The sequence below is a fragment of the Alistipes senegalensis JC50 genome (assembly GCF_025145645.1).
GTDB classification, from domain to species: Bacteria; Bacteroidota; Bacteroidia; order Bacteroidales; family Rikenellaceae; genus Alistipes; species Alistipes senegalensis.
The window spans coordinates 457,375-482,610 of the sequence record NZ_CP102252.1; the positions used below are offsets into that span (position 1 = coordinate 457,375).

The 25,236-nt window shown below is 61.2% G+C and carries 21 protein-coding genes; 6 read left to right on the forward strand and 15 right to left on the reverse strand.

Going from position 1 to position 25,236, the window contains the following annotated elements; all coding sequences use genetic code 11:
• Positions 1-228: 228 nt before the first annotated feature.
• Positions 229-1,359, reverse strand: a complete 1,131-nt coding sequence (galK, locus tag NQ519_RS01790) for a galactokinase (RefSeq protein WP_019149779.1) — start codon at positions 1,357-1,359, stop codon at positions 229-231.
• Positions 1,360-1,612: 253 nt separating this feature from the next.
• Between galK and NQ519_RS01795 the strand changes: the two genes are divergently transcribed.
• The gene (locus NQ519_RS01795; RefSeq protein WP_019149778.1) at positions 1,613-2,377 is read left to right on the forward strand and encodes a glycerophosphodiester phosphodiesterase family protein; all 765 of its coding nucleotides are present in this window, start codon (positions 1,613-1,615) and stop codon (positions 2,375-2,377) included.
• A gap of 67 nt (positions 2,378-2,444) precedes the next feature.
• On the opposite strand, the gene NQ519_RS01800 is transcribed toward NQ519_RS01795, so the two are convergent.
• Positions 2,445-3,239, reverse strand: a complete 795-nt coding sequence (locus NQ519_RS01800; RefSeq protein WP_019149777.1) for a DeoR/GlpR family DNA-binding transcription regulator — start codon at positions 3,237-3,239, stop codon at positions 2,445-2,447.
• Positions 3,240-3,443: 204 nt separating this feature from the next.
• On the opposite strand from NQ519_RS01800, the gene NQ519_RS01805 reads away from it, so the two are divergent.
• The gene (locus NQ519_RS01805) at positions 3,444-5,015 is read left to right on the forward strand and encodes a glycerol-3-phosphate dehydrogenase/oxidase (protein WP_019149776.1); all 1,572 of its coding nucleotides are present in this window, start codon (positions 3,444-3,446) and stop codon (positions 5,013-5,015) included.
• 132 nt (positions 5,016-5,147) lie between these two features.
• Complete coding sequence (gene pgtP / locus NQ519_RS01810) at positions 5,148-6,536, forward strand: phosphoglycerate transporter protein PgtP (protein WP_026076331.1); 1,389 nt, start codon at positions 5,148-5,150, stop codon at positions 6,534-6,536.
• 10 nt (positions 6,537-6,546) lie between these two features.
• Here pgtP and NQ519_RS01815 read toward each other — a convergent pair whose 3' ends face one another.
• From NQ519_RS01815 to abc-f, 4 genes are all read right to left on the reverse strand, one after another.
• Complete coding sequence (locus NQ519_RS01815; protein ID WP_019149774.1) at positions 6,547-7,122, reverse strand: M48 family metallopeptidase; 576 nt, start codon at positions 7,120-7,122, stop codon at positions 6,547-6,549.
• The gene (locus NQ519_RS01820) at positions 7,119-8,867 is read right to left on the reverse strand and encodes a DUF4153 domain-containing protein (RefSeq protein ID WP_019149773.1); all 1,749 of its coding nucleotides are present in this window, start codon (positions 8,865-8,867) and stop codon (positions 7,119-7,121) included. Before NQ519_RS01820 ends, NQ519_RS01815 begins: the two co-directional genes overlap by 4 nt.
• A gap of 151 nt (positions 8,868-9,018) precedes the next feature.
• Positions 9,019-9,756, reverse strand: a complete 738-nt coding sequence (gene rlmB / locus NQ519_RS01825) for a 23S rRNA (guanosine(2251)-2'-O)-methyltransferase RlmB (protein WP_019149772.1) — start codon at positions 9,754-9,756, stop codon at positions 9,019-9,021.
• Positions 9,749-11,701 carry a ribosomal protection-like ABC-F family protein gene (gene abc-f / locus NQ519_RS01830; protein ID WP_019149771.1) on the reverse strand — a complete coding sequence of 651 codons (1,953 nt, stop codon included), beginning with the start codon at positions 11,699-11,701 and terminating at the stop codon, positions 9,749-9,751. Before abc-f ends, rlmB begins: the two co-directional genes overlap by 8 nt.
• A 79-nt stretch (positions 11,702-11,780) precedes the next feature.
• Here abc-f and NQ519_RS01835 point away from each other — a divergent pair, with 79 nt between their 5' ends.
• Positions 11,781-12,341 (forward strand): HD domain-containing protein, encoded by a 561-nt coding sequence (locus NQ519_RS01835; protein ID WP_019149770.1) that lies wholly within the window; start codon positions 11,781-11,783, stop codon positions 12,339-12,341.
• Here NQ519_RS01835 and rpe read toward each other — a convergent pair.
• The 4 genes from rpe to NQ519_RS01855 form a co-directional block, all read right to left on the reverse strand.
• On the reverse strand, positions 12,331-12,981 hold the full coding sequence (gene rpe / locus NQ519_RS01840; protein WP_026076330.1) for a ribulose-phosphate 3-epimerase: 651 nt from the start codon (positions 12,979-12,981) through the stop codon (positions 12,331-12,333). The genes NQ519_RS01835 and rpe overlap by 11 nt on opposite strands.
• A 162-nt stretch (positions 12,982-13,143) precedes the next feature.
• On the reverse strand, positions 13,144-14,343 hold the full coding sequence (locus tag NQ519_RS01845; protein ID WP_019149768.1) for a hypothetical protein: 1,200 nt from the start codon (positions 14,341-14,343) through the stop codon (positions 13,144-13,146).
• Positions 14,340-14,987 carry an ATP-binding cassette domain-containing protein gene (locus NQ519_RS01850; RefSeq protein WP_019149767.1) on the reverse strand — a complete coding sequence of 216 codons (648 nt, stop codon included), beginning with the start codon at positions 14,985-14,987 and terminating at the stop codon, positions 14,340-14,342. The genes NQ519_RS01845 and NQ519_RS01850 overlap by 4 nt, the downstream gene beginning before the upstream one ends.
• A 67-nt stretch (positions 14,988-15,054) precedes the next feature.
• The gene (locus tag NQ519_RS01855) at positions 15,055-16,629 is read right to left on the reverse strand and encodes a DUF4836 family protein (protein WP_019149766.1); all 1,575 of its coding nucleotides are present in this window, start codon (positions 16,627-16,629) and stop codon (positions 15,055-15,057) included.
• 156 nt (positions 16,630-16,785) lie between these two features.
• Between NQ519_RS01855 and NQ519_RS01860 the strand changes: the two genes are divergently transcribed.
• Positions 16,786-18,213: a DNA recombination protein RmuC gene (locus tag NQ519_RS01860; protein WP_019149765.1), complete on the forward strand. Its 1,428-nt coding sequence runs from the start codon at positions 16,786-16,788 to the stop codon at positions 18,211-18,213.
• Between the two features lie 44 nt (positions 18,214-18,257).
• Here the strand turns inward: NQ519_RS01860 and NQ519_RS01865 are convergent, their stop codons facing one another.
• From NQ519_RS01865 to dnaG, 5 genes are all read right to left on the reverse strand, one after another.
• Positions 18,258-18,809 carry a hypothetical protein gene (locus NQ519_RS01865; RefSeq protein ID WP_019149764.1) on the reverse strand — a complete coding sequence of 184 codons (552 nt, stop codon included), beginning with the start codon at positions 18,807-18,809 and terminating at the stop codon, positions 18,258-18,260.
• Between the two features lie 15 nt (positions 18,810-18,824).
• On the reverse strand, positions 18,825-19,532 hold the full coding sequence (gene tsaB, locus NQ519_RS01870; protein ID WP_026076329.1) for a tRNA (adenosine(37)-N6)-threonylcarbamoyltransferase complex dimerization subunit type 1 TsaB: 708 nt from the start codon (positions 19,530-19,532) through the stop codon (positions 18,825-18,827).
• A 139-nt stretch (positions 19,533-19,671) separates the two neighbouring features.
• Positions 19,672-20,448, reverse strand: a complete 777-nt coding sequence (locus tag NQ519_RS01875) for a Cof-type HAD-IIB family hydrolase (protein WP_019149762.1) — start codon at positions 20,446-20,448, stop codon at positions 19,672-19,674.
• Positions 20,445-20,909 carry an SsrA-binding protein SmpB gene (gene smpB / locus NQ519_RS01880; protein WP_019149761.1) on the reverse strand — a complete coding sequence of 155 codons (465 nt, stop codon included), beginning with the start codon at positions 20,907-20,909 and terminating at the stop codon, positions 20,445-20,447. Before smpB ends, NQ519_RS01875 begins: the two co-directional genes overlap by 4 nt.
• A 171-nt stretch (positions 20,910-21,080) precedes the next feature.
• The gene (gene dnaG / locus NQ519_RS01885) at positions 21,081-23,051 is read right to left on the reverse strand and encodes a DNA primase (RefSeq protein ID WP_019149760.1); all 1,971 of its coding nucleotides are present in this window, start codon (positions 23,049-23,051) and stop codon (positions 21,081-21,083) included.
• Between the two features lie 100 nt (positions 23,052-23,151).
• On the opposite strand from dnaG, the gene uvrB reads away from it, so the two are divergent.
• Positions 23,152-25,200 carry an excinuclease ABC subunit UvrB gene (uvrB, locus tag NQ519_RS01890; protein WP_019149759.1) on the forward strand — a complete coding sequence of 683 codons (2,049 nt, stop codon included), beginning with the start codon at positions 23,152-23,154 and terminating at the stop codon, positions 25,198-25,200.
• The last annotated feature ends 36 nt before the right edge of the window (positions 25,201-25,236 follow it).

Genomic DNA, 25,236 nt, shown 5'->3' on the forward strand with positions numbered 1-25,236 from the left:
GAACTGAAAACGAATGTTTTGATGCAAATAAAAGCATTTCGGGCAGGTAACGGATAGTAACAAAACTCACCGTTAATCCTGCCCGAATGTGCAATTTTATTGCTCGGAGCATATGCAGAAAAGAGAATTAAATATCTGAAAACAAAATATTTACTCTTTTCTGCATATTCGTTTACCTACAAATCCCCGGCTATACAGGACGGGGATTTTCATTTCCAGCTGTTGTTTTTACTCCAGGCGGCGCGAACCGTCGGAGATCACCACCTCGTAAACCTTGGGCTCGTGGCCGTACTTGGCATTGAACTTCTCCTTGGCCGTGGCGATGAAGTTGTCGTAAAGCTCGTCCTTCACCAGGTTGATCGTGCAGCCGCCGAAGCCGCCGCCCATGATGCGCGAACCGCTCACACCGCACTCCTTGGCCACCGTAGCCAGGAAATCCAACTCCTCGCACGACACCTCGTAATCCTTCGACATGCCCCAGTGGGTTTCGTACATCCGCTCGCCGACAGTCTCGTAGTCGCCCTTTTCGAGCGCCTCGCAGACATCTAACACGCGCTTCTCCTCGCCGATCACATAGCGGGCACGCTTGTAATCCTCCTCCGAGATCTTATCCTTGATGGCGTCGAGCTGCTCCATCGTGGCGCCGCGCAGGAACTCCTGTCCCAGCATCTTGGCCACACGCTCGCACGAAGCGCGACGGTCGTTGTAGGGCGATCCCACCAATTCGTGCTTCACGCGCGAGTCGAGCAGAACGAGTTTGTAACCTTTCGGATCGAACGGGAAATAGGCGTACTCCAGCGAACGGCAGTCCAGACGGATCAGGTTGCCCTTCTTACCGAACACCGACGCGAACTGGTCCATGATGCCGCAGTTCACGCCGCAGTAGTTGTGCTCGGTGGACTGGCCGATCTTCGCCAGTTCGAACTTGTCGATGCCGCAGCCGTAAAGATCGTTCAGCGCAAACGCGTAGGTAGACTCCAGCGCCGCCGACGACGACATACCGGCGCCCAGGGGCACGTCGCCCGCGAACACCGTGTCGAAACCGCCGATCTTGCCGCCGCGCTTCTGAATCTCGCGGCAGACGCCGAAGATATAGCACGCCCAGCTCTGGGCCGGTTTGTCGGCCTCATCGAGTCCGAACTCCGAGCTCTCGCCCAGGTCGAGCGCATAGGCGCGCACCTTGTCCGTGCCGTTGAGCTTGATGGCTGCGACGATGCCCTTGTCCACGGCCCCCGGGAAGACGAATCCTCCGTTGTAATCCGTGTGCTCGCCGATCAGGTTGATACGCCCCGGAGAGGCGAACAGAATGGCGCCTTCACCGTACAGTTCCGAAAATTTCTTGCTGACTTTTTCTTTCATGGTTCCTTATTTATGTGGTTTTAAGTGATTCGAATTGCACGAAGATAGGAAAAATTCCGCAACCTGCGGCGCACAATTCTTGCAATTCCTACCATAAATTGACCATTTCATGAAAAAACAGCCTCGGGAACGTTTGCAGCCCGGCACAATGAAAACAGCGGCTCCGACCGACTTTCGGCTTGTAAATCCGGAAATGTTTACTACCTTTGTAGAGGTTTCATTTCACAAGCTGCCAACCAACATTTCAAACGATATGATGAAAAAACTCATTTTCTCGGCTGCCCTGCTGCTCGCAGGAGGCGCCGTCGCCGCCCAGCCCAAGGTGATCGCCCACCGCGGCTACTGGACCGCCCCCGAGTCGGCGCAGAACTCGCTGGCTTCGTTCACCAAAGCCGATGCCGTCGGCGTCTACGGTTCGGAAATCGACGTATGGCTCACGGCCGACAACAAACTGATCGTCAACCACGACCGCAAGTACAAAGGCACCGACATCGACATGGAGAAATCCACGGCCAAGGAGATCACGGCCATCGTGCTGCCCAACGGCGAGAACATCCCCACGTTCGACGCCTACCTCAAGCTCGTGGCCTCGAAACCCGACACGCGCCTGATCCTCGAAATGAAGTCGCTTTCGGATTACAACCGCGAGGACCTCGCCGCCGAAAAGATCGTCAGGGAACTCAAAAAATACAAGGTGCTGGAGCGCACGGACATCATCGCCTTCTCGATCAACGCCTGCCTGGCGTTCAAGAAGCTCCTCCCCGACACCAGGATCTACTACCTCAACGGCGACCTGCCTCCCAAGAGCATCAAGAAGTTAGGACTGGCCGGCATCGACTATTCGATGGGCGTGCTGCGCAAGCATCCCCAATGGGTGAAGGAGGCGCACGAGCTGGGGCTCGAAGTCAACGTCTGGACCGTGGATTCGGAGGAGGACATGAAGTACTTCATCGGGCTGGGCGTGGACTACATCACCACCGACTATCCCGAGCGGTTGCAGGCCCTGCTGAAGAAGTAGGCTCACCCCGAACAACGAAAAGAGCGGCAGGGATTCCTGCCGCTCTTTATTATATAATAAGTGGGGATCAGACATCCACCACCGTCACCTCGATTCCGCGTTCGCGCAGACGCTCCAGATAGAGAGGCTGCACGCCGCTGTCGGTGATGATGCGGTCCACGGCCTCCAGGTCGCAGATCTTGCTGAATCCCCGGCGTCCGAACTTCGAGCTGTCGGCCAGCACCACGACTTTCTGCGCGGCGTTGATCATCGCGCCGTTGAGCGACGCTTCGAGCATGTTGGTCGTCGTCAGTCCGAAATCCGTGTCGATACCGTCCACCCCAACGAACAGTTTGCTGCAATTAAAGTTGCGCAGCATCGACTCCGCGAAGGGCCCCACCACGGAAACCGAACTGCTGCGCGTGATGCCGCCTAACTGGATGACATCCACGTCGGCGTGCTGCGAGAGGATCTGCGTCACGGGAACCGCCGCCGTGATGACCGTCAGGCGGCCTACGGGCTTGATCTCCCGGGCCAGGAAGGCCATCGTCGTTCCCGAGGCGATGATGATCGAATCGTCCTCGGAGACGAGCGCAGCAGCCGCGGCGCCGATCGCCCGCTTCTCGGCGACGTTCTTTTTCTCCTTCTCGTTGACGTGGCGGTCGCTGATGTAGGGACTTATGAGAATGGCGCTTCCGTGCGTGCGGTAGAGCTTCTTCTGCTGTTCGAGGTAGGACAGGTCCTTGCGGATGGTCACCTCCGAAACCTTGAAGAGTTCGGAGAGCTGCGTCACCGAGATCGAGCCGTTCTGCTGGAGCAGGGAGAGGATGCGGCTGTGCCGTTCGGGAAGGCTCAAAAGGGGTTCTTCGCCGGATTTATTCATATGTAATTTGAAATTTAGCTGTTTCGTTCGACCAAGATACGAAAATTATTCGAAATAGATTCACCCGGCCGGAGAAATTCGTTTTCCGGGAGAAACAGCGGTACAAAGCGCATTATTTCAAAATAAAATCGTTTTTATTTTGAAATGGCGGAAATCATTTGTACTTTTGTTCCGAAACGAAACATATAAACATTACATTATAATATGGAAAGAGCGGCACAAATCAAAAAACTGTCAGAAAAGGACAAAATCTGGGACATGGTAGTCGTGGGCGGCGGCGCCACGGGACTGGGCGTAGCGGTGGACGCGGCGACGCGCGGCATGAGCGTCGCTTGTCTGGAAAAAACCGACTTCGCCAAATGCACGTCGAGCCGTTCGACCAAACTGGTGCACGGCGGCGTGCGCTACCTCCAGAAAGGCGACGTGATGCTGGTGCTGGAGGCGCTGCGCGAACGCGGCCGCATGAAGGCCAACGCCCCGCATCTGGTGAAGGATCAGGCGTTCGTCATCTCGAACTACCGCTACTGGGACAATTTCCTCTATTTCTGCGGACTGACGTTCTACGACCTGCTCTCGTTCGGCTTCGGCTACGGGCGTTCGAGGTTCATCTCGGCGAAAAAAGTGATGAAATACATCCCGACCTCGGTCGAAAAGGGGCTGAAAGGCGGCGTGGTCTACCACGACGGCCAGTTCGACGATTCGCGCATGGCCGTCAACCTCGCGCAGACCTGCGTCGAGAACGGCGGCACGGTCGTCAACCACGCCACGGTGACGGGCATTCTGCACGACGAGGCGGGCAAGGTCGCCGGCGTGAAGTTCGTAGACAACCTCTCGGGCGAGGAGTACACCCTCAAGGCCCGCAGCGTGGTGAACGCCGCCGGCTGTTTCGTCGATGACATCATGCACATGGACAGCCCCGAGCACCGCAAGATGGTCACCCCGAGCCAGGGCGTGCACCTCGTGCTGGACATGAAGTTCCTGCAAAGCGACTACGCCATCATGGTCCCCAAGACCTCCGACGGCCGCGTGCTGTTCGCCGTGCCCTGGCACGACAAGGTCGTGGTCGGCACCACCGACATCGTGCGCCCCACCGCCGAGGAGGAGCCGCGCCCGCTGAAGGAGGAGATCGACTTCATCCTCGGCACCGCGGGACTCTACATGAACCCGGCGCCGACCTATAAGGACATCCTCTCGGTATTCGCGGGCCAGCGTCCGCTGGCGGCGCCCAAGAAGGAGGGCAAGAACACGAAGGAGATTTCGCGCAGCCACAAGGTCATCACCTCGGACAACGGACTGGTGACGATCACGGGCGGCAAATGGACCTCCTACCGCCTGATGGCCGAGGACACGGTGGACAAGGCCATCGAAGTGTGCGGACTTCCCAAACGCAAGTGCGTCACCAAAAAGTTCCGCATCCACGGCTACCGCAAGAACCCCGACCTCACGGACCACATGTACGTCTACGGATCGGACGAGCCGAAGATCCTCCGGCTGATCGAGCAGGAGCCCGCATTGGGCGAGAAGCTCTCGCAGAAATTCGGCTACACGCTGGCCGAGGTGGTCTGGGCCGTGCGCGAGGAGATGGCCATCACGCTCGAAGACGTGCTGGCGCGCCGTGTGCGTATGCTGTTCGTCGATGCCCGCGAGGCGATGGCCGCAGCCCCGAAAGCCGCCGCGGTCATGGCCCGCGAACTGGGCCGCGACCAGGCATGGATCGACGAACAGGTGAAAAGTTTCACCGATCTGGCGAAAAATTATATCTTTGAGCAAAAATAAACCAGCTTGACCCGTCGGAAACCGATCATACCCCCGAAGCCCCGTCCCGAACAAGGAGGGGCTTTCGGGGATAAATCCGGAACCGCACGGCGGACCCGGCGGAACAAGAGCTAAAAACCATCAACCTGCCCTATGTGGAAACTACTGCAACCCCCTGCGTATAAACCGGAAATGGAAGCCGACAAGGTGGATGCGAAATACAAACGCATGCGCCTGCAAGTATTTCTCGGCATCTTCATCGGATACGCCGGATTCTACATCGTCCGGAAGAACTTCTCGATGGCGATTCCCGAACTTACGCTCCTCGGCTTCGACCAGAGCGAACTGAGCATCGTCCTCTCGATGAACGCCGTAGCCTATGCGCTGTCCAAATTCCTGATGGGAAGCGTCTCGGACCGCAGCAACGCCCGCGTGTTCCTGCCGCTGGGACTGGTCCTGGCAGCCGTGTCGATGATGTTCATGATCGTCCCGGTCACGCTGCTCGGCCCGGAGCGCAAACAGCTGGCCATCGTCCTCATGGCGGTCCTGAACTTTCTGGTCGGCTGGTTCAACGGCATGGGCTGGCCCCCGTGCGGCCGCGTCATGACCCACTGGTTCTCGATCAACGAACGCGGCACGAAGATGTCGATCTGGAACTGCGCCCACAACGTGGGCGGAGCGCTGGTCGGCCCGATGGCCGTCTACGGCGCCATCTGGTTCGGCTCGTGGTTCTACGGAGGCCATACGGAGCTCTATTTTCTGATCGGCACCTATCTTTTCCCGGCCGTGGTCGCCATCTTCATCGCCCTGCTGGCCTACGTGCTCATCCGCGACACGCCGCAGTCGTGCAGCCTCCCTTCGGTGGAGAAGTGGCGCAACGATTTCCCGAAGAATTACAGCGCCAAGCAGGAAGAGGTGCTCACGACCCGCGAAATCTTCTTCAAGTACGTGCTGAACAACAAGTTGCTGTGGTTCATCGCCATCGCCAACGCCTTCGTCTACATGGTGCGCTACGGATGTCTCGACTGGGCGCCGACCTACCTCCGCGACGCGCAGGGCTACGACATCAAGCAGGCCGGCTGGGCCTATTTCGCCTATGAATTCGCCGCCATCCCCGGCACGCTGATCTGCGGATGGCTCTCGGACAAGGTATTCCACGGACGCCGCGCCCTGCCGACCATCCTCTTCATGGCGATCGTCGCGGTGTTCATTTTCCTCTACTGGCAGTTCTCGTCGAACTACTTCATCGTCACCATGTCGCTGATCGCCATCGGGTTCTTCATCTACGGCCCCGTGATGCTCATCGGCGTGCAGGCGCTCGACCTGGCCCCGAAGAACGCCGCCGGCACGGCTGCCGGACTGACCGGATTCTTCGGCTACTTCCTCGGCACGGCCATCCTGGCCAACATCGTGATCGGCTCGGTGGCCGACAAGGCCGGCTGGGACTGGACGTTCATCCTGCTGATCGGGGCCTGCGCCCTCTCGATCGTCTTCATGGCGTTCACCTACAAGGGAGAGAAAGAGGTGCTCGGACAGCGGTAACCCCGGAAAATCAACGAATCGTGAAAGCCCTTAACTCCTTGTTAAGGGCTTTTTCGCATCCCCCGACCAACCGATCGACCAGAGCGTGAAACCGCGGCGAATGGTTGTGATGGACCGTGTGGCAGAGTTCGTGGATGATTACATAGTCGCGCAGATGCTCCGGGAGGGTCATCAGAAAGAGGCTCAGCGAGATGTGGTTGCGTCCCGAACAACTCCCCCACTTCGTGCGCGAGGCGCGGATCGAGAGTTTCTCGTATTTCAGCCCCGTCGCCTCCGACAGCCGCGCGATGCGGCCCGGAAGGTCGGCCTTGGCGGCCCGGCGCAGCTCTTCGACGCGGGCTTTCCGCTCCTCGGACGGCAGCTGCGGAGGCAGCGCGGCGCGTTTTCGGGCGAGCCGTTCGCGGGCGGCTTCGATCCATTCCGCCTTCTCGTCGAGAAATGCCAAAGCCCGCTTCTGCGACACCCCGCGGGGGAACGACAGCCGCACGGCGCCCGTGGCGCGCACGCTGATCAAAACACGGCGCGCCCGCACCGACTGCGAAAGCGTCACCTCCCCCAACCGGGGATGCACCCAGACCGAGGTCATCGCATCAGCACAGCATTGATCGACACTCCCTGTATTACAACGGCAGAATCCGTACGTTCCAACTTAATATTTTCGAACAGAATCCGGCAACGGTCATCGCGGTAATCCAACAGCCGCAACAACTGCTCCGGCGTAGGCTCGCACGCTTCGGCCGGATCGAATCCACTCCTTTCCAGCTGGCGTTCCAGCAAGTCCCGACAGGGAATCCGGTACACGGCACCCTCTTTCCCCAAATACAGACAAAGCGTATCGTTCCTGATATTATAGCTATCATCGCTGTACCAGTTCCGGAGATTCGTATAATAATGCGGATATTCCGCATTTACCTCGAACCGGACATTGACGGGTGCCTCCAGTTCAATAATATTGGTATCGACACATTCAACAACAGCGGTATCGACACGACTCCAATCATAGCCCCACCTCACGTAATCGCGCATCGCTTCGGGGAAAATCGCGGCCAGATCGTCGAGGTTCCTCTTCACCCCGAACCGCGCGAAAGCCGCGCTGTCACGGCGGATGTAGTCGAGCGACTCGTAGAGCTGCCGGTACTCCTTTTTATGAACCGTGTCGGCCAGCAGCACCGGCGTCAGCAGCAGCCGTCCGTCTTCGCCAAGGCGTCCGAGCCGTTCCGCCAACCGCTCCGCACGCTGCAACTGCGACTGCACGGCGATACGCCCGGGCTCGAAGCAGGGAACGTAGGCCAGCACGGCGAAACTCACCCATGCCGCAAGGCACACCCACAGATAGCGGCCCGCGCGCTGCGACAGGAACAGCAGCACGCAGAAGGTCATCAGACCGCCGCACACCAAGAGGTAGACGCGCGGTTCGGTCAGCCCGTATTCGTTCGTGCGGCGCACCACGCCGATCCAGAACAGCACCAGCATCGGCAGCGACACGAGGCTGAAGTGGTCGAAGAACCAGTCGTAAATCCGCTTGACGAGCAGCCGGTCCAGCGCCTTGACGGCGAGCGCCGTCATCGTGAAGCCGAAGACCATGTAGGCCACGCCGCCCTCGGGCAGCGACCACGTGAAGAGGATCTTGGCCATGTAGAGGTAGAGGATGGCGGTGTAGATCAGCAGCGCGGGGGTCACGATGTAGTTCAGCAGTATTTCGAGAATGCGGTTGCCGATCATCTCGGCGCCCCGCCAGCGGTCGGCCATCATCAGGAAGAGCACCGGCACGGCCAGCGTCTCGACGATGGTGACGGCCCACACTGCGACGTGTTCGATCCATTTGCCCTCGAGGCCGAAGATATAGGTCGTCGAATAGAGTATCGCATAGAAGAGCCCCAGCGCGACGTTGGCGAACAGCAGGGCGAGCAGCCCCGACCGCAGCCAGACGAGCGCGCCGTTGACGAACCGGTCGTTGCGCACGGCCCGCAGGCTCAGCAACAGCAGCAGCGGCGCCAGTATGCCGAGCGAAATGCGGAAAGGAGCGCTTTCGACCCACGCCCCGAGCCCGCTCCAGAGCGTCAGCGGCACGATCGGCGTCCACACGGCCCAATAGACTTTTCGCCACGGTCCGCGCCCCGCCAGGTTGTTGACGGCAAGCGCCAAGGCGAAGAACAACGGCACGAGGGCGAGACCGTTGAACAATCTCTCCTCGCTCCAATCGAGTTCGTAGGTGAGCAGGCACCGGATGCAGGCGTAGAGCGCAAGGAGCGTTTCGACCGGATACGACCGCACGACCCGCACGGCCCCGTCGCGGAGCCATTGCAGGCAGTATTCGAGTTTGGCTTTCACAGAATTATGATTTTGATTATCGGCTTTGCATATTCGTTCGTCATGGCGAGGCATCGTCAGATGCCGCAGCCATCTGCGGAGAGTGTCGTAACGCCGCAAGGATTGCCGCGTCGCTGCGCTCCTCGCAATGGCGGGACTCCGTTTCCTCCTTTCAGTTCTCCGGCCCGATGCGCTGGCGCACGACCTCGAAGAGCATCACGGCCGCGGCGGCCGAGACGTTCAGCGACTCGATATGTCCGATCAGCGGAATGGCCAGCTGCTCGTCGCAGAGTTTCAGCACCTCTTTCGAGATGCCCGTATCCTCGGCGCCCATCACCAGCACGGTGGGCTTGCGGAAATCGGCGTCGTAGAGCAGTTTACGGCTCTTCTCCGTGGCGGCCACGACCTGAAAACCCTCGGTCTGCAACTGTTTGAGCGTATTGCGGACCGACCCCACGCGGCACACGGGGATCGTCGTGAGGGCCCCGGCCGACGAACGGATGGCCTCGGCGTTCACGGGAGCGGAGTTCTTGAGCGGCGCGATGAGCCCGTGGGCTCCGGCGCACTCGGCCGAACGGGCGATGGCCCCGAAATTCCGCACGTCGGTCACCCCGTCGAACAGGACGATGAGCGGCGTTTCGTCGTCGGGAACCCGCTCCAGAATGTCGGCCAGTTCGACGTATTCGATGGCCGCGGTCTGCGCCACGACCCCCTGGTGGTTGCCGCGCGTCAGGCGGTTGAGCTTCTCGACCGGCACCTCCTGGAAACGCACCCGGTAACGGATGCAGAGGTCCTTCAATTCCTGCATCAGCTGCCCTTCGGCGCCCTTGCGGATGTAGAGTTTCTCGATCTGCTTTCCGGCCTCGATCGCCTCGGCCACGGGACGAATCCCGAAAATCAGGTTATCCATTGTATTGTTCTTCGATGAGTTCCAATTCGTACGACGCCTTCTCCCACTCGTGCATCTGATGCTCGTAACGGTTTTTAAGTTCGTTGTAAGCCTTGTAGCCGGCCTCGTCGTACTCGGCCGCGGCGGCGAATTTCGCATCGTACTCCGCGATCCGCTTCTCGATGTCGGCCAACTCCGCCTCGATCGTCTCCACGACCTTTTTCGCTTTGCGCAACTGCTTCTCCTGCTCCTTCTTCTGCTCGTAGGAGAGCTTTCCGGATACGGCCGGCTTCGGTTCGTCGCCCTTCGCAGGCGTTTTGGCCGGAGCGTCGCGCCGCTCGACCTCCTGCAACGACTCCAGCTTGCGTTTTTCGAGGAAATAGTAGATGCCGCCCAGATACTCCTTCACCCCGCCGTCGCGGAACTCGTAGACCTTCTGCACCATGCCGTCGAGGAATTCGCGGTCGTGCGACACCACGACCACCGTGCCGTCGTACTTCATGATGGCGTTCTTGAGAATGTCCTTCGAACGCATGTCCATGTGGTTCGTCGGCTCGTCCAGCACCAGCAGGTTGCGCGGCTCCAGCATCATGCGGGCCATCGCCAGACGCGCCCGCTCGCCGCCCGAGAGGACCTTGACCTTCTTGTCGATGTCCTCGCCGCGGAACAGGAACGCCCCCAGAATGTCGCGCAGACGCGTGCGGATGTCGCCCACCGCCACGCGGTCCAGCGTGTCGTAGACCGTGAAATCGCCGTCCATCAGGTCGTCCTGATTCTGGGCGTAATAGCCGATGTTGACGTTGGCCCCCAGCCGGATCGACCCCTCGGTGGGCGTCAGCTGGCCGATCAGCATCCGCGCGAGGGTCGTCTTGCCCTCGCCGTTGCGGCCCACCAGCGCGATTTTGTCGCCCTTCTCGATGACGAAATTCGCGCCGCTGAAGACATGTTTCTCGCCGAACGACATCCCGGCTTCGTTGATCTCGGCCACGATCTGCCCCGAGCGCGGAGCGGGCGGAAACTTGATGTTGAGCGTGGCGAGGTCCTCCTCCTCAATCTCCAGACGGTCCAGCCGCTCCAGCTGCTTGATGCGCGACTGCACCTGATTCGATTTGGTGGGCTTGTAGCGGAACTTCTCGATGAACTCCTCGGTCTTTTCGATCATCCGCTGCTGATTCTCGTAGGCCGCCATCTGCTGCGCCCGGCGCTCGGCGCGCAGGACGACGTATTTCGAATAGGAGACCTTGTAATCGGTGATCTTCCCCAGCGACAGTTCGACCGTACGGTTCGTGACGTTGTCCAAAAAGGCCCGGTCGTGGGAAATCAGCAGCACCGCGCCGTTGTAGTTTTTCAGATACTCCTCCAGCCACTGGATCGACTCGATGTCGAGGTGGTTCGTGGGCTCGTCGAGCAGGAAGATCGAGGGACGCCGCAGCAGCAATTTCGCCAGCTCGATGCGCATGCGCCAGCCGCCCGAGAACTCGCTCGTGGCGCGTCCGAAATCCGACCGTTTGAACCCGAGGCCCAAGAGGGTCTTCTCGATGTCCGCGTCGCGGGTCTCGCCGCCGAGGATGTGATAATGGTCCTGCGCGTCGTTCAGCCGGTGCAGGAGCTGTTCGTAGGAGGCGCTCTCGTAGTCGGTGCGCTCGGCGATCTCGCGCGTCAGGGCCTCGATCTCGGCTTCGAGCCGCAACACCTCCTCGAAGGCTTTAGCGGTCTCCTCCACGAGCGTCGTGGTGTCGGCCACGCGCATCGTCTGCGGCAGGTAGCCGATCGTGCAGTCGCCGTTGAGCGTCACGGCGCCCGAGGTGGGCTGCTGCTCGCCCGTGATGATGCGCAACAGCGTGGTTTTGCCGGCGCCGTTGCGGCCCACGAGGCCGATGCGGTCCTTGGGATTGATCAGGAACGAAATATTGTCGAAGAGGGTCCAGCCCCCGTAACTGACGGTGAGATTGTCTAATGAAATCATGGCGAATCTAAAAACACCGCAAAGTTAGCGATTTAATCCGACATATCGTATCTTTGGGCACTGAAACAGAATCCCGGATATGGAAAAACTGGAACGATACCTGCAATTCATGCGCGAAGCCGAGCGGCTCAAAAACGTCCTGCGTTCGGCCCGCACTTCGGCCGGGCGCACCGAGAGCACCGCCGAGCATACGTGGCGGCTGGCCCTGCTGGCGCTGGTCCTTGCGGACGAGAAGCCGGAACTCGACCTTCAGCGGGTGCTGGCGATGTGTCTGGTCCACGACCTCGGGGAGGCTTACGAAGGGGACATCCCGGCCGTCGAACAATCCGATCCGGCGGCCAAAGCCGCGGCGGAACTTGCAGCCATAGACCGGATTACACCCCTGCTGCCCGATGAAGCCGCAGCGCGCATCCGGGCGCTCTGGGAGGAGTACGAAGCCTGCGCCACGCCCGAAGCCCGCTGGGTCAAGGCACTCGACAAGGCCGAGACCATCCTCCAGCACAACCAGGGCGCGAACCCCTCCGATTTCGACTACGGATTCAACCTGACCTACGGCGCCGAATGGTTCCGCGACGACGCGCTGCTGCGCAAACTGCGCCGCCTGCTCGACGCGGAGACAGCCCGGCACGTCAGGCGTTGAGCATCTTCACGATCTCGGCCTGCGGGTCCGCGGCGCCGAAGACGGCGTTGCCGGCCACGAGCACGTCGGCGCCCGCACCGTAAACCTCGGCGGCGTTGTGCGACGAAATGCCGCCATCGACCTCGATGATCGTTTCGAGCCCCATCTCCCGCACCATGCCGCGCAACTGTGCGATCTTCTCCAGCGACCCGGGGATGAACGACTGCCCCCCGAATCCGGGTTCGACGCTCATCACCAGCACCAGATCCACCAGCGGCAGCACGCCGCGAAGCGCCTCGACCGGGGTCGCCGGCTTGATCGAAATGCCGGCTTTGACCCCGGCTTCGCGGATCAGGCCGATGCAGGCCGCGGGATCGTCCGACGCCTCGTAATGGATGGTCACCAGATCGGCGCCCGCTTCGGCGAAGCGTTTCACGTACTTTTCCGGGCTGACGATCATCAGATGAACGTCGAGGAACTTCGCCGTCGCCTTGCGGATGGCTTTCAGCACGGGAAACCCGAACGAAATATTGGGAACGAAAACGCCGTCCATCACATCTATGTGGACCCATTCGGCCGCACTCGCGTCAACCATCCGGGTATCGCGCTCCAGGTGTCCGAAATCGGCCGAGAGCATCGAAGGAGCTACTGTTCTGTTCATGGTGCAGTTCTTAATTTCTATTTACAAAGATACGAATAAGCGAGGGCAATGTCAAATTTATTTGAACATTGCCGAGCGGGAGTATTTGAAACGTTCCGGCGATAGAAAGGGAACTGACGGCTCCAAAACCGAATCGCAGGCTCTCCGCGCCCCGGCATCCCGTCAGCCTCTTCCGCAGCCCGTGCCGCCGATCCTGCGGCGGATCGCCAGGCCGTTGAGCAGCGAAAGCGACAACGCAAGTCCGATGCCGCACAGCAGCGTGATCCCCATGCCCGCCGGCCGATACCCCTCCTGCAACGCCGCCAGCGACGGCAGGTAAGCAAGGCGGAGCAGCCATACGGCCAGCACAGCGGCCGCCAGGACCGCACCGTTCAGCCCGAACGTCAGCAGCCGGTAGGGCCGCGCCACGCGCGTCGGGGCGTAGCCCAGCAGAAGCAGGTTTTCGATCTTGTCGCTGTTCTTCTGCAACAGCAGGAAGATGCTCAACATCAGGACGTAGAACGACATCGCGCTGAATGCCATCCCCACCCCGGCCACGCCGCCCGCGGCCAGCCGCAGGAAACGAGTCGCCTTGCCGTCGTCGCGGCGGTCGCCCTCGGCCTCGTAGCCCTTGCGGGCGAGGTATTCCGAAACGGCGGCATCGACCGGACGGTCGGTCTCGACGATGACCCGCGCCGGACGTTTTTCACTCGTCCGGCTTCCGAACCGCCCGTTCGACCAGCGGATGAACGCATCGGGCACGAGAATCGTGTTCAGCCGGTTCGACAACCCGACGATACGCCCCCGAAAGTGCTCCGTGAGGCCGTTCCCGGCGATGTCGATGCCGAGGCTCACCCGGCGGAAGATGCCTTCCGAAATCTGCGGCAGCCCCTGCGAGGGGGCGAACCCGTAGTTGTAGAGGTTCACGTAGTTGCGCGGGATGATGATGGGAATGTCGCGGCTGCCGGGCTCGTAGTCCCAATCGGCGGCTTCGACATCGAGAAACCGGTCGGGAACCGACTCGAAAAAGAGGTAGGTCGAGAGGTTCACGCCGCCCATGCCGACCGACCCCGTGATCCGGTAATCGGCCGGGGTCAGCGCCCCGACCTCCCGCACAAAAGGCTGGGAGCGAAGCTCCTGCAACTCCTCGGGGGTGAAGCCGCCGCTGCCCAGCCCGATGGCGTTGAGCGCGCTGACGCGCTTCGACAACACGAGGTAGTCGCCGCGCAGGAACGAATCGGGCCGGTCCACGATCGGCCGGATGTCGCGGTAAGCCTGCAAGGCCCCCAGCACGACGGTCATCCCCACCACTCCGGCGAGGGTGAACCCGGCCAGCTGGGCTGCGCTCAGATGGCAGCGAAGCAGTTTCCAAAGCAGTTTCACAGCGTCAGGATTTTATGGTACGGCAGTTCGAGACGGCTGCCGACCGAGGTCACTACGATGCCCGCCCCCTGCGCCCGGGCCTCCTCCAGCAGCAGTCCGGCGAGTATCCCGCCGTTCGCGGCGTCGAGATGGCTCACGGGCTCGTCCAGCAGGATGAAATCGAACGGCTGGCACAGACAGCGCACGAACGCGACGCGCTGCTGCTGCCCGAACGAGAGTTTCCCGACCGGGGTGTTCCGTTTGGCGGCGATCCCGACCGCCTCCAGCAGGCGTTCGATCTGCCCGGGCGTCTTGAACGAGGTCAGTTCGTTTTTCAGGGCGAGGTTCTCGGCCACGGTCAGTTCCCCGAACAGCCGCAGGTCCTGAAAGAGCAGGCTCAGCGACCTTCGCCGCACGTCGCCCCACCGGGCCGCGGAGAAGGTGCGGCAATCTTCGCCGCCGAAGAGGATGCGGCCCGCATAATCGTTCCGCCACCCGTACAGGAAACTGCACAGCGAGGATTTGCCGCTTCCCGAAGCGGCTTCGACCAGATAACACTCCCCCTTGCGGAATGTCACGTCGCGCCCCCACACGTCCGACGCCCGGACTTCCGGATCGTCAGCGAACGCATCGGGCACCACCTGCCGTAAAGTTATCGTCTCCATAGACCGGCTGTTTCGAAAAAGCGGCCGTTCGAATCCGGACGGCCGCTGCTCGGTGTCGCCACCGCCGTTAGATTTCGTCCGCTTCCGGCATATACTGACGGATCAGTGCGCCGGTCGTGTCGCAAATGGTCTTGAAAGCGTTCTGCTCCTTGTCAGCCATGTTGACGACGAGCTTTCCGCCCTCCATCGTGCTGTACGCCTCCATGTCGTCGAACATGCCGAGCACCGCCAGCGCGGCTTCCGCCTGCGGCGTCCCGGCCTCTCCGGCCAGCTGGGAAACCAGGGCGCTCAGCCCCTTGAAATCGACCCAGAAGGTGCAGGACTGCCCTTTCACGATGCCGTCGAGCGACATCAGCGATTCGATCTTCGCACCGTCGAGGGCCGACTTCACGGCCGTGTCGGTCGTGCAGTAAAGCACCTTGTTCTTCACGCCGAACAGCACCGAAACATCGCCCGAATTGAACACGTACTCGCCCTCGGCGGTCTGCTGAACGGGCATGCCCGCCAGGTTCGTGACGACGGTCTGCAACACGGCGGGATCATTGACCTGGGCCAGCAGCGACGCGATCGGGAAACGTCCGTCCGGGGTCATTCCCGAGAACGAGATCACGCAGTCGCCGTCGAAAGCGTCGAGCACCTGCTTGACCATCGGATTGCCCAGCATCATGCCGTAACCGGGCATGGCGGCCAGCATCGCATAGAGCTTTTCGCCGTCGAGTCCGTAGGAAAGCGCAGCGAGGCTGCCGGCGGGCACGTAGCGCAGCAGGTCGCCCGTCTGGGGCTTCACGTAGGCGTAAAACGCCGCTGCTTTCTCCACGCTCGCCTTGTCCTTGTAGCTTACCGCGGCGTCGCTGACGATGCGTCCCTTCTCGAAATTGGCGGAGCCCATCACCAGAGCCCCTTTCAGCACATCCATCATGGGCATCGCACCCAGCATCGGATTGTTCATCATGGCCGACAGATTGGCATACGACACGACCATGTTCACGTCGTTGCGCGCGGCCAGCCGTGCGGCGACGGCCTTGTCGCCCATCAGGCTTTCAGCGCGCTTCTGGGCGAACAGCTTCCGAACCTTCTCCTCGACGACTCCGCAGGGATCGGTCTTGAAATAGAGCAGGCAGGCGATGTCGTTATAGGCGCAGACACCGGACGCCTCCGACTCCTCGCCGATCTTCACCACCGAAACGCCCGCCTCGGTCACCGTCTCGGTGCCGCTCTTCTCGTTGATGCGCGCGATCAGGGCGTCCAGTTTGGATTTGTCGCCGACCGGGAACAGCAGACCGCCGCCCACCTCGGGATTATTGATGTCGGCACCGTCCGCCGACATGAACAGGAAGAGTTCCTTTTTCAGATCGAGCCCCGATTCGGCCGGATTCTCCAACAGCGAAAACAGGTACTCCTTCTCTTCGGCGGAGAGCTCCTCCGCCTTGTCCAACTCCGTTTTCAGGCGATCGAGGAGCGGATTGGAGGCGGCGTCGCACGTCCCGCTCTTCTTCAGGAGCGATGCGGCATCGACCGACATCGTCACGAACGAATCGGCCGGCAGCACGTTCCGGTAATCGGCACCGCCGCCGCAGGAGACGATCAGCGCAGCCGCAGCCGTCAGGCAGGCCAGTTTCACGATGGGTAAGAAGTCTTTCATAACTGAACGGATTAAAGGGTTATTCTAATAGAAAACAAAGTTATAAAATTCGGCGCACGATATGCCATCCGGAGCAAATAAAATTACGCACGGCCCCCAAAATTCCGATTCCGGGAATAAATTGCTATTTTTGCAGTCAAACACCACCGAACAGCCATGACCCTTTCCCTGCTTTTCCTGCTGACGACCTGCTGTCTGACCGCCGTACTCGTCTTCGTCCTGCTCCTGTGGCGCAGGGAGTCGCGCCGGCTCGCCGATGCCGAGGCGCGCGAACGCGACGCCGCGACCCGCCTCTCGGCCGCCGAAGCCCGGCTGGCCGCCTCCGAGCAGACCGCCGCAGCCGAAAAAGAAACCCTCCGGCGCAGCGAGGAACAGGTGCGGTCGCTGACCGAACAACGCTCGCGCGCCGAAGCCGAACTGGCCGCGCTGCGCGCCGCATCCGAAGCCGAGATCGCCGCCCTGCGGCAGCGGAACGCCGAGGAGCGCGAAGCCGCGCGTGCGGAGCGCGAAAAGACCGAAGAACGTTTCCGGGCGCAATTCCGGAACCTGGCGACGGAGATTCTGGGCGAGCAGACCCAGCACTTCAAGCAGACCAGCAAGGAGTCGATCGACATCCTGCTGAAACCCTTCAAGGACAACATCGTCGATTTCCGCAAACGGGTCGAGGAGATTTACACCACGCAGACCTCGCAGCGCGGCGAACTGAAAGCCGAACTCAAACGCCTCATGGAGCTCAACCAGAACATCTCGGCCGAGGCCCGCAACCTGACCGACGCCCTGAAAGGCAACTCGAAAGTGCAGGGCGACTGGGGCGAAATGCTGCTGGAGACGATCCTCGACAGCTCGGCGCTCTCGAAGGGCATCCACTACGAAACGCAGTACAACATCAAGGACGAGGAGGGCCGCAACCTGCGACCCGACGTGGTCCTGCACCTGCCCGAGAAGAAAGAGATCGTCATCGACTCGAAGGTTTCGCTCACGGCCTTCGTGGCCTACACCTCGGCCGACACGGAGGAGGAGCGGCGGCGGCATCTCGCGGCGCACGTCGCGTCGGTCCGCCAGCACGTCACCGAACTGGGGCGCAAGGAGTATCAGCGGCGGCTGAACTCTCCCGATTTCGTCATCATGTTCGTCCCCAACGAACCGGCGTTCCTCGCGGCGTTGCAGAACGACCCGGCCATCTGGTCCGACGCCTACGACAAGAAGGTGATCGTCTCCTCGCCGACGAATCTTTTCGCCCTGCTGAAACTCGTCGCCGACCTCTGGAAATACAACGACCAGGACAAGAACACCAAGGAGATCGCCGCCTGCGGACTGAAACTCTACGAGCAGTTAGTGGCTTTCACGGGATCGCTCGAAAGTGTCGGCACGGCGCTCGACAAGGCCCGCGACGCCTACGAGGACGCCCACAAGCGGCTCTGCACGGGCAACGACAACATCATCCGCGTCGGCGAACGCCTGCGCCGGACGGCCCGCCTGCAAACCAAGCGCCAGCATGCGGCGCGCACGCTCGAAATCGCCGGCAGCGATTCCGAAGAGGAGCTTCCGGAGGAGCCGTCGGCCCGGCCCGATCCGGCCGAATGACCCCCGGAACGAAAAATCCCCGCAACCGAAGTCGCGGGGATTTTTCATATCCGTCTCCAACTTTTGCGCAGCCGGCACGCGAGGCCCGGCGTCGCATCCGCCGCCACCGCCTCCACGATGTCGTCCCACGATTCGGCGACCCAGCCGACCCGGTCCCGGCAACGGCACAACACCTCGACGGCCCAGACCTTCACCGCGACCTTCGAACCCGGATCGACGGCCCATTCGGCGGCCGCCTCGGCGATCCGCTCCAACGCCCCCGGCTCCGGAACGTAACGTCCGAGCAAGTCGGCCATGATCTTGCCGAAATGCCGCCGCGCACTGGGGTCGGCGCATGCCGGGAAATCCCGCCGGCAAAACACCGCCGCACGGGGCATGAAACACTCGGGAACGGTGAAATAGATGCGTTCGAGCACATAGGCGCCACGGAACAGCACCTTGTGTCTGACGGGTTTCGGAAGCTCCCCGTGCCGGAATGCGACGAGGTCGTAGAGCAGCTCCACGCCATCCGCCCCGAGCACCGCCCGGGCCGTCTCGTCGGCGAAATTTTCATGAAACCGCTCCGACAGGAGCTTCACGAGGTCCGTTTCGGTCATACTGCCGGCAGCCGGTCAAAACAGCTTCTTGCGGGATGTCGTAACGACGAAATCTTTCAGATAGAAGGGCTCGAAATAGGCGATGTCCTCCGTGCGGCCTTCGTCAAGGGCCTGCTGGGCCAGCCGCGCCAGGCCGCGGGCCGAGGGGGTCACCTCGACGCATACGGCGTCGGAAAGGACGCCGGCGCACTTGCGGGCCCCGCTGCCGAAGATCACGAACGGACGCCCCTGACCGCGGAACGCCGCGAAACTCCCCTCGCCGACCACCTCGGCCGACACCTCGCCCTGCGGGCGTCCCCCGGCGTCGAAGACCTGCGCATAGACCTCCATGCGGCGTGCATCGACCATCGGACAGAGGTACGCCCCGTCCCAGCCGTCAACCGCGAGAATCCCCGCCTCGTGGTCCTCACGGGCCACCTCGACCAGCGCGTCCAGCGACCCCACGGCCACCAGCGGCTTTTGCAGGCCGTAGCACAGCCCCTTGGCGAACGACACGCCGATACGCAGTCCGGTGTACGACCCGGGGCCCTTGCCCACGGCCACGGCGTCGAGGTCGTCGGGCACGATGCCCGTCTCGCGCAGCAGTTCATCGACGAACACGCCGACCTTGCGGGCGTGGTCGCGCCCCTCGTCGCTCTCGCGCAGCGACAGCAGTTCGCCGTCTTTGGCAATCCCCACGGAACAGATGTCCGTGCCGGTTTCAATAGCAAGTATTAGACTCATAAGTTATTATATCGTTTTCTCGTAACCATCGGCCGTTGTCGCCGCCTTCGGCGTCGTTTACAAGTCTGACCCCACCCCAAACCCCTCCCTCGGGAGGGGCTTGTCGCGACGCAACCGGATTGTCTCCGAAATGTGGACGCTATATCACTCCAAAATACTCCAGCGCCTTCCGGATGCCGTCGTCATCGACCGACGCCGTCACATAATCCGCAGCGTTCAGCGCCTCGCCGCAGGCGTTGCCCATCGCCACGCCGACACCCGCCGCCCGGAGCAGCGCCGCATCGTTGCCGCCGTCGCCGAAAGCCATCGTCTCGTCGTGCGCGAAGCCGAAATGCGCCGCGAATTCGGCCATTCCCGTCGCCTTATCGACACCCCGGACGTTAATGTCCGCAAAGATCGGGCACCAGCGCGACGCCACGAGCGACGGCAATTCGGCCATCACCCGCTTTTCGAGTTCGGGGTCGAAATAAAAGCACATCTGGCAGCAATCGCCCCGGTCGAAAAGCGCCCGCAGATCGACCTCCCGGGGAACCGGATGCGCCACCATCTCCGCCAGACGCACCACCTCGGGCGTCACGCGGTTGACGAAAACCCCGTCGTTCAGCTCCAGCCCGACCGGAAAACCCAGCACCTCCGACAAGGCGAGCGCCTTCTCGAAGTCGGCGCGCGGAACGGGATGCCGGGCGACCAGCGTTCCGTCGCGCATCAGGCAGTCGGCGCCGTTCAGCGCCACCACGCCGTCGTAGGGAATCTCCTGCAACGGCTCCAGATCCGCGGCCGCGCGTCCCGTGGCGATGAAGAGCCGCACGCCGCGGGCATGCGCCCGGCGCAACGCATCCAGCGCGGAAGCCGGCACCTCGTGGGTCTCGAAGCTGATGAGCGTCCCATCTACGTCCAGAAACAGCGCCTTTGTCATCTCCGGTAGTTTTTCATCGCCTTGTCCATCTCGCGCCGGGCGTCGTTCTCTTTCAGGTACTCGCGCTTGTCGTAGGACTTGCGGCCCCGGGCCAGTCCCACGACGACCTTGGCCAGCCCGCGTTCGTTCAGGAACATCCGCAGGCCCACGATCGTGAGCCCCCGGTCCTGCGAGGCGCGCTGCAACTTCTCCAGCTCCCGGGCCGTGAGCAGCAGCTTGCGGTCGCGGCGCGGCACGTGGTTGTTGCAGGTTCCCCAGGCATATTCGGCGATGTTGATGCCGCGCACCCACAGTTCGCCCTTGTCGAAATAGCAGAACGTATCGACCATCGACGCCTTTCCGGCGCGGATCGACTTGATCTCCGTTCCGACCAGCACGACGCCCGCAACGTACTCTTCCAGAATCTCATAGTCGAACGTCGCGCGCTTGTTCCGGATATTTATCTTCTTCTGTTCGCTCATATACTCAAAAACGGCACACGAATTGCAATTTTAATTCGCAGGGGTGGGAATCGGTCAAGGTAACTAATTCTTTTATCTTTGATATGTTTTACACATCTTTCTGTTTATTTTCTGTTTGCACACGGTATGCGCAGTGATGCGTGTACGACCCGAGACCCGCCCCTTTTTTTCTTATAATATCAATCGCTGTATCTTATTCGCAATGGTCACTTTCACTTTGTTGTAGCCGGTCAGCCGTTGCATGATCTCTTTCATCTCGTCGTCGGGAAGTTCGTCGTCCAGCTTCGCCTGCAACTCCTTGATCAGCGCCTCGATGACTTTCGATTTGTAAAGCGTCACGGCCTTCGGGACCCCCACGGCCAGCATCTCGGCGTCGGTTTCCAGGTGTATTTCCTTGCGCCGCCACAGCTCGCTGGGCACGTAGTTGTCGTCCGCCGTGAGGATGTCCACCGACATGTTGCACACCTCCGGGTCGATGTGGTTCAGGAAAACGTGCGCCGGAACCTCCACACCGGTCCCCAACTGCGTCCACTGTTCGCGGTAAACATTCATAATCTTGGCGTAGACCGGATTGCGGAACTCGATGTTGTCGTCGCTCAGCTCCGCGAAGATCACCTCCGCGACGTTGCACGCCACCATCGTCCGCCCCTCCTTGAAGTCGAACGAGCAATGGCCGTATTTCAGGAGGTATTTCACGATCTCGCGCTCCAAAGCCTCGAAACTGCTCCCCGCCTCGACCTGTTTGACGAACTCCACCTCGGGCTGCGGTGCCTCCCGCTGCCTCAGCGTCGTCTGCCGGCGCAGGAAGTCGTCCGTCTCGCGGTCGCCCGACGTGGTCATGCGCTTGCGCGCCACCTCCGAGATCAGAATCTGCTCGTCGATGTCCATGATCCGCGCGCACTCCTTGATGTAGACCGAACGCTGGATCGGGTCGGGTATCTGCGACACCGACTGCACCATGTCGGCGATCAGCGCAGCTTTTTTGATCGGGTCGCCCTGCGCGTCCTTCAGCAACAGTTTGGCCTTGAATTCCAGAAAATCCTGCTCGTTGGCGCGGATATACTCCTGCAACTCGGCAGCCGTGTGGCTGCGGGCGAACGAGTCGGGGTCCTCGGGCTCGGGCAGCAGCACCACGCGCACGTTCATCCCCTCTTTCAGGATCATGTCGATACCGCGCAGCGAGGCGTGGATACCCGCCGAATCGCCGTCGTAGATGACCGTGATGTTCTTCGTAAAGCGGTTCAGCAGGCGTATCTGCTCCGTCGTGAGCGACGTTCCGGACGACGCCACGACGTTCTCCACCCCGGCCTGGTGCATCGAAATCACGTCGGTATAACCCTCGACCATGATGGCGAAGTCCTGCTGCTGAATGGCTTTCTTGGCGAAATAGAGGCCGTACAGTTCGCGTTTCTTGCTGTATATCTCGCTCTCGGGGGAGTTCTGGTACTTGGCAACCTGCTTGTCCGTGCGGAGCGTGCGGCCTCCGAAGGCCACGATGCGTCCCGAGATGTTGTGCACGGGGAAGATCACCCGGTCGCGGAACCGGTCGTAAAGCGATCCGTCGCTCTCGCGGGCCAGCGAAAGTCCCGTCGAGAGGAGGAACTCCTTCTTGTAACCCGCCGCCAAGGCGTCCTTCGACATCCGGTCGCCTTTCGCAGGGCAGAATCCGAGTCCGAATTTCTTGATCGTGGCGTCGGTCATCCCGCGCTTCTGGCGGAAGTAGGCCAGTCCCACGCTCTGTCCTTCGGTTTCGCGCTGGAGGTAGTTGGCGAAATACTCCGCGGCCCAGCCGTTCAGGGCGAACATCGACTCGCGGTCGTCGTTGCGGCGCACCTCCTCCTCCGACATCTCCTTCTCCTTGACCTCGATGCCGTAGCGCTTGGCCACCATCTTCAGGGCCTCGGGATAGGTGATGTTCTCGTGCTCCATCAGGAAGGTCACGGCATTGCCGCCCTTGCCGCATCCGAAGCACTTGTAGACGCCCTTCGAGGGCGACACGACGAACGACGGGGTCTTCTCGTTGTGGAACGGACAGCACGCCTGATAGTTCACGCCCTTTCGTTTGAGCGTGACGTATTCGCCGATAATATCCACGATATTGGCGGCGGCGTAAATGCGGTCTACTGTTTCCCGGTCGATCATACGCGCAAAGATACGGAAAAATATCAACAATGATATAGGACATACGCCCGGGGCCGCGAAATCCGTTATTATTCCACAAAAATTACATACCTTTGCATTCATGGATTTCAAACTCGTATCGGACTACGCCCCGATGGGCGACCAACCGGAGGCGATCGGACAGCTGGTGAGCTCGATCGAACACGGCTCGAAGCACAACACGCTGCTGGGCGTGACGGGCTCCGGGAAGACCTTCACGGTGGCCAACGTCATCGCGCGGCTGAACCGTCCGACGCTGGTGCTGAGCCATAACAAGACCCTCGCGGCGCAGCTGTACGGGGAGTTCAAGAACTTCTTTCCGGAAAATGCCGTGGAGTATTTCGTCTCCTACTACGACTACTACCAGCCGGAAGCCTACCTGCCGTCGTCGGACACCTATATCGAAAAGGACCTCCAAATCAACGCCGAGATCGAGAAAATGCGCCTCGCCACGGTCGCCACGCTGCTGTCGGGACGCCGCGACGTGATCGTCGTGTCGAGCGTCTCGTGCCTCTACGGCGCGGGCAACCCCGCGGACTTCCACGCCACGGCCATCAACATCAAGGTCGGGCAGGTCGTGAGCTACAAGCACTTCCTCTACAAACTGGTCGAGGCGCTCTACACCCGCACCGAACGGGAGCTGGAGCCGGCGACGTTCCGCGTCAACGGCGACACGGTGGACATCATGGCGGCCTTCGGGGAGTTCGGCAACCAGTGTTTCCGGGTGATGTTCTTCGACAACGAGGTCGAAGCCATCCAGTCCATCGACCCTGTGACGGGGCAGCGCATCCAGTCGCTCGACAGCCTGACGCTCTACCCCACGAACCTCTTCGTGACGACCAAGGAGCGCATCAACACCGCCGTGCAACAAATATACCTCGACCTGGGCCAACAGATCGAGTTCTTCGAACGCGCCGGACGCCCGATGGAGGCGCAGCGCATCAAACAGCGCGTGGAGTACGACCTCGAAATGATCAAGGAGCTGGGCTACTGCCCCGGCATCGAGAACTATTCGCGCTATTTCGACGGCCGCGCCGCCGGGACGCGCCCCTTCTGCCTCATAGACTATTTCCCGAAAGACTATCTGATGGTCGTGGACGAAAGCCACGTCACCCTGCCGCAGGTCCACGCCATGTTCGGCGGCGACCGGGCCCGCAAGGAGAACCTCGTGGAGTACGGCTTCCGCCTCCCGGCCGCCAAGGACAACCGCCCGGTGACCTTCGCGGAGTTCGAACAGCTGCAAGGCACCTCGATCTACGTGAGCGCCACGCCGGCCGACTACGAGCTGATGAAGAGCGAAGGGGTGATCGTCGAACAGCTGATCCGCCCCACGGGGCTGGTGGACCCGCCGTTGGAGGTGCGCGTGACGGTGAACCAGATCGACGACCTGATCGGAGAGATCGACAAGCGCGTGAAGAACGACGACAAGGTGCTCGTGACGACCATCACCAAACGTATGGCCGAGGAGCTCTCGAAATATTTCGACCGCGTGGGCGTGCGCAACCGCTACATCCACTCGGACGTAGACACGCTGGAACGCATCCAGATCCTCGAAGACCTGCGGGCCGGGATGTTCGACGTGCTGGTGGGCGTGAACCTGCTGCGCGAGGGTCTCGACCTGCCGGAGGTGGCGCTCGTGGCCATCCTCGACGCCGACAAGGAGGGATTCTTGCGCAACGTGCGCTCCCTCACGCAGATCGCCGGACGCGCCGCCCGCCATTCGCAGGGCAACGTCATCCTCTACGCCGACACCTGCACCGACTCGATGCGCTACGCCATCGAGCAGAGCAACCGCCGCCGGGAGAAGCAGGTGCGCTACAACATGGAGCACGAAATGCTGCCGCGGCGTGCGCAGCGCAGCGGCACGGGACAGAGCACCCTGCTGACGGGACGCGACACCCCGGATGTCAACCTGACGGCCTACCCCATCGCCGAGGACCACTACGCTGCGGTGGCTGACGTGCAGAAGAACTACGTGGCCAGCGAGAACATCGACGCCCTGATCGACAAGGCCCGCGAAGAGATGGAACGGGCGGCCAAATCGCTGGATTTCCTCGCCGCGGCGAAATTCCGCGACCGGATGTACGAATTGCAGAAACTCCGCGAGGAGAACAGAAACAAACGGAACTGAAACCCGCCTCTTTCTTAGGCGGGGCATGATACGATT

Excerpts from the sequence above, each read along its gene's own strand:
- NQ519_RS01850 (WP_019149767.1), bottom strand. The coding sequence starts at position 14,987 with ATGGAGACGATAACTTTACGGCAGGTGGTGCCCGATGCGTTCGCTGAC.
- NQ519_RS01800 (WP_019149777.1), bottom strand. The coding sequence starts at position 3,239 with ATGAATAAATCCGGCGAAGAACCCCTTTTGAGCCTTCCCGAACGGCAC.
- NQ519_RS01865 (WP_019149764.1), bottom strand. The coding sequence starts at position 18,809 with ATGACCGAAACGGACCTCGTGAAGCTCCTGTCGGAGCGGTTTCATGAA.
- galK (WP_019149779.1), bottom strand. The coding sequence starts at position 1,359 with ATGAAAGAAAAAGTCAGCAAGAAATTTTCGGAACTGTACGGTGAAGGC.
- rlmB (WP_019149772.1), bottom strand. The coding sequence starts at position 9,756 with ATGGATAACCTGATTTTCGGGATTCGTCCCGTGGCCGAGGCGATCGAG.
- rpe (WP_026076330.1), bottom strand. The coding sequence starts at position 12,981 with ATGAACAGAACAGTAGCTCCTTCGATGCTCTCGGCCGATTTCGGACAC.
- NQ519_RS01815 (WP_019149774.1), bottom strand. The coding sequence starts at position 7,122 with ATGACCTCGGTCTGGGTGCATCCCCGGTTGGGGGAGGTGACGCTTTCG.
- NQ519_RS01795 (WP_019149778.1), top strand. The coding sequence starts at position 1,613 with ATGATGAAAAAACTCATTTTCTCGGCTGCCCTGCTGCTCGCAGGAGGC.
- dnaG (WP_019149760.1), bottom strand. The coding sequence starts at position 23,051 with ATGATCGACCGGGAAACAGTAGACCGCATTTACGCCGCCGCCAATATC.
- NQ519_RS01855 (WP_019149766.1), bottom strand. The coding sequence starts at position 16,629 with ATGAAAGACTTCTTACCCATCGTGAAACTGGCCTGCCTGACGGCTGCG.
- NQ519_RS01860 (WP_019149765.1), top strand. The coding sequence starts at position 16,786 with ATGACCCTTTCCCTGCTTTTCCTGCTGACGACCTGCTGTCTGACCGCC.
- NQ519_RS01875 (WP_019149762.1), bottom strand. The coding sequence starts at position 20,448 with ATGACAAAGGCGCTGTTTCTGGACGTAGATGGGACGCTCATCAGCTTC.
- tsaB (WP_026076329.1), bottom strand. The coding sequence starts at position 19,532 with ATGAGTCTAATACTTGCTATTGAAACCGGCACGGACATCTGTTCCGTG.
- smpB (WP_019149761.1), bottom strand. The coding sequence starts at position 20,909 with ATGAGCGAACAGAAGAAGATAAATATCCGGAACAAGCGCGCGACGTTC.
- pgtP (WP_026076331.1), top strand. The coding sequence starts at position 5,148 with ATGTGGAAACTACTGCAACCCCCTGCGTATAAACCGGAAATGGAAGCC.
- NQ519_RS01805 (WP_019149776.1), top strand. The coding sequence starts at position 3,444 with ATGGAAAGAGCGGCACAAATCAAAAAACTGTCAGAAAAGGACAAAATC.
- uvrB (WP_019149759.1), top strand. The coding sequence starts at position 23,152 with ATGGATTTCAAACTCGTATCGGACTACGCCCCGATGGGCGACCAACCG.
- NQ519_RS01835 (WP_019149770.1), top strand. The coding sequence starts at position 11,781 with ATGGAAAAACTGGAACGATACCTGCAATTCATGCGCGAAGCCGAGCGG.
- abc-f (WP_019149771.1), bottom strand. The coding sequence starts at position 11,701 with ATGATTTCATTAGACAATCTCACCGTCAGTTACGGGGGCTGGACCCTC.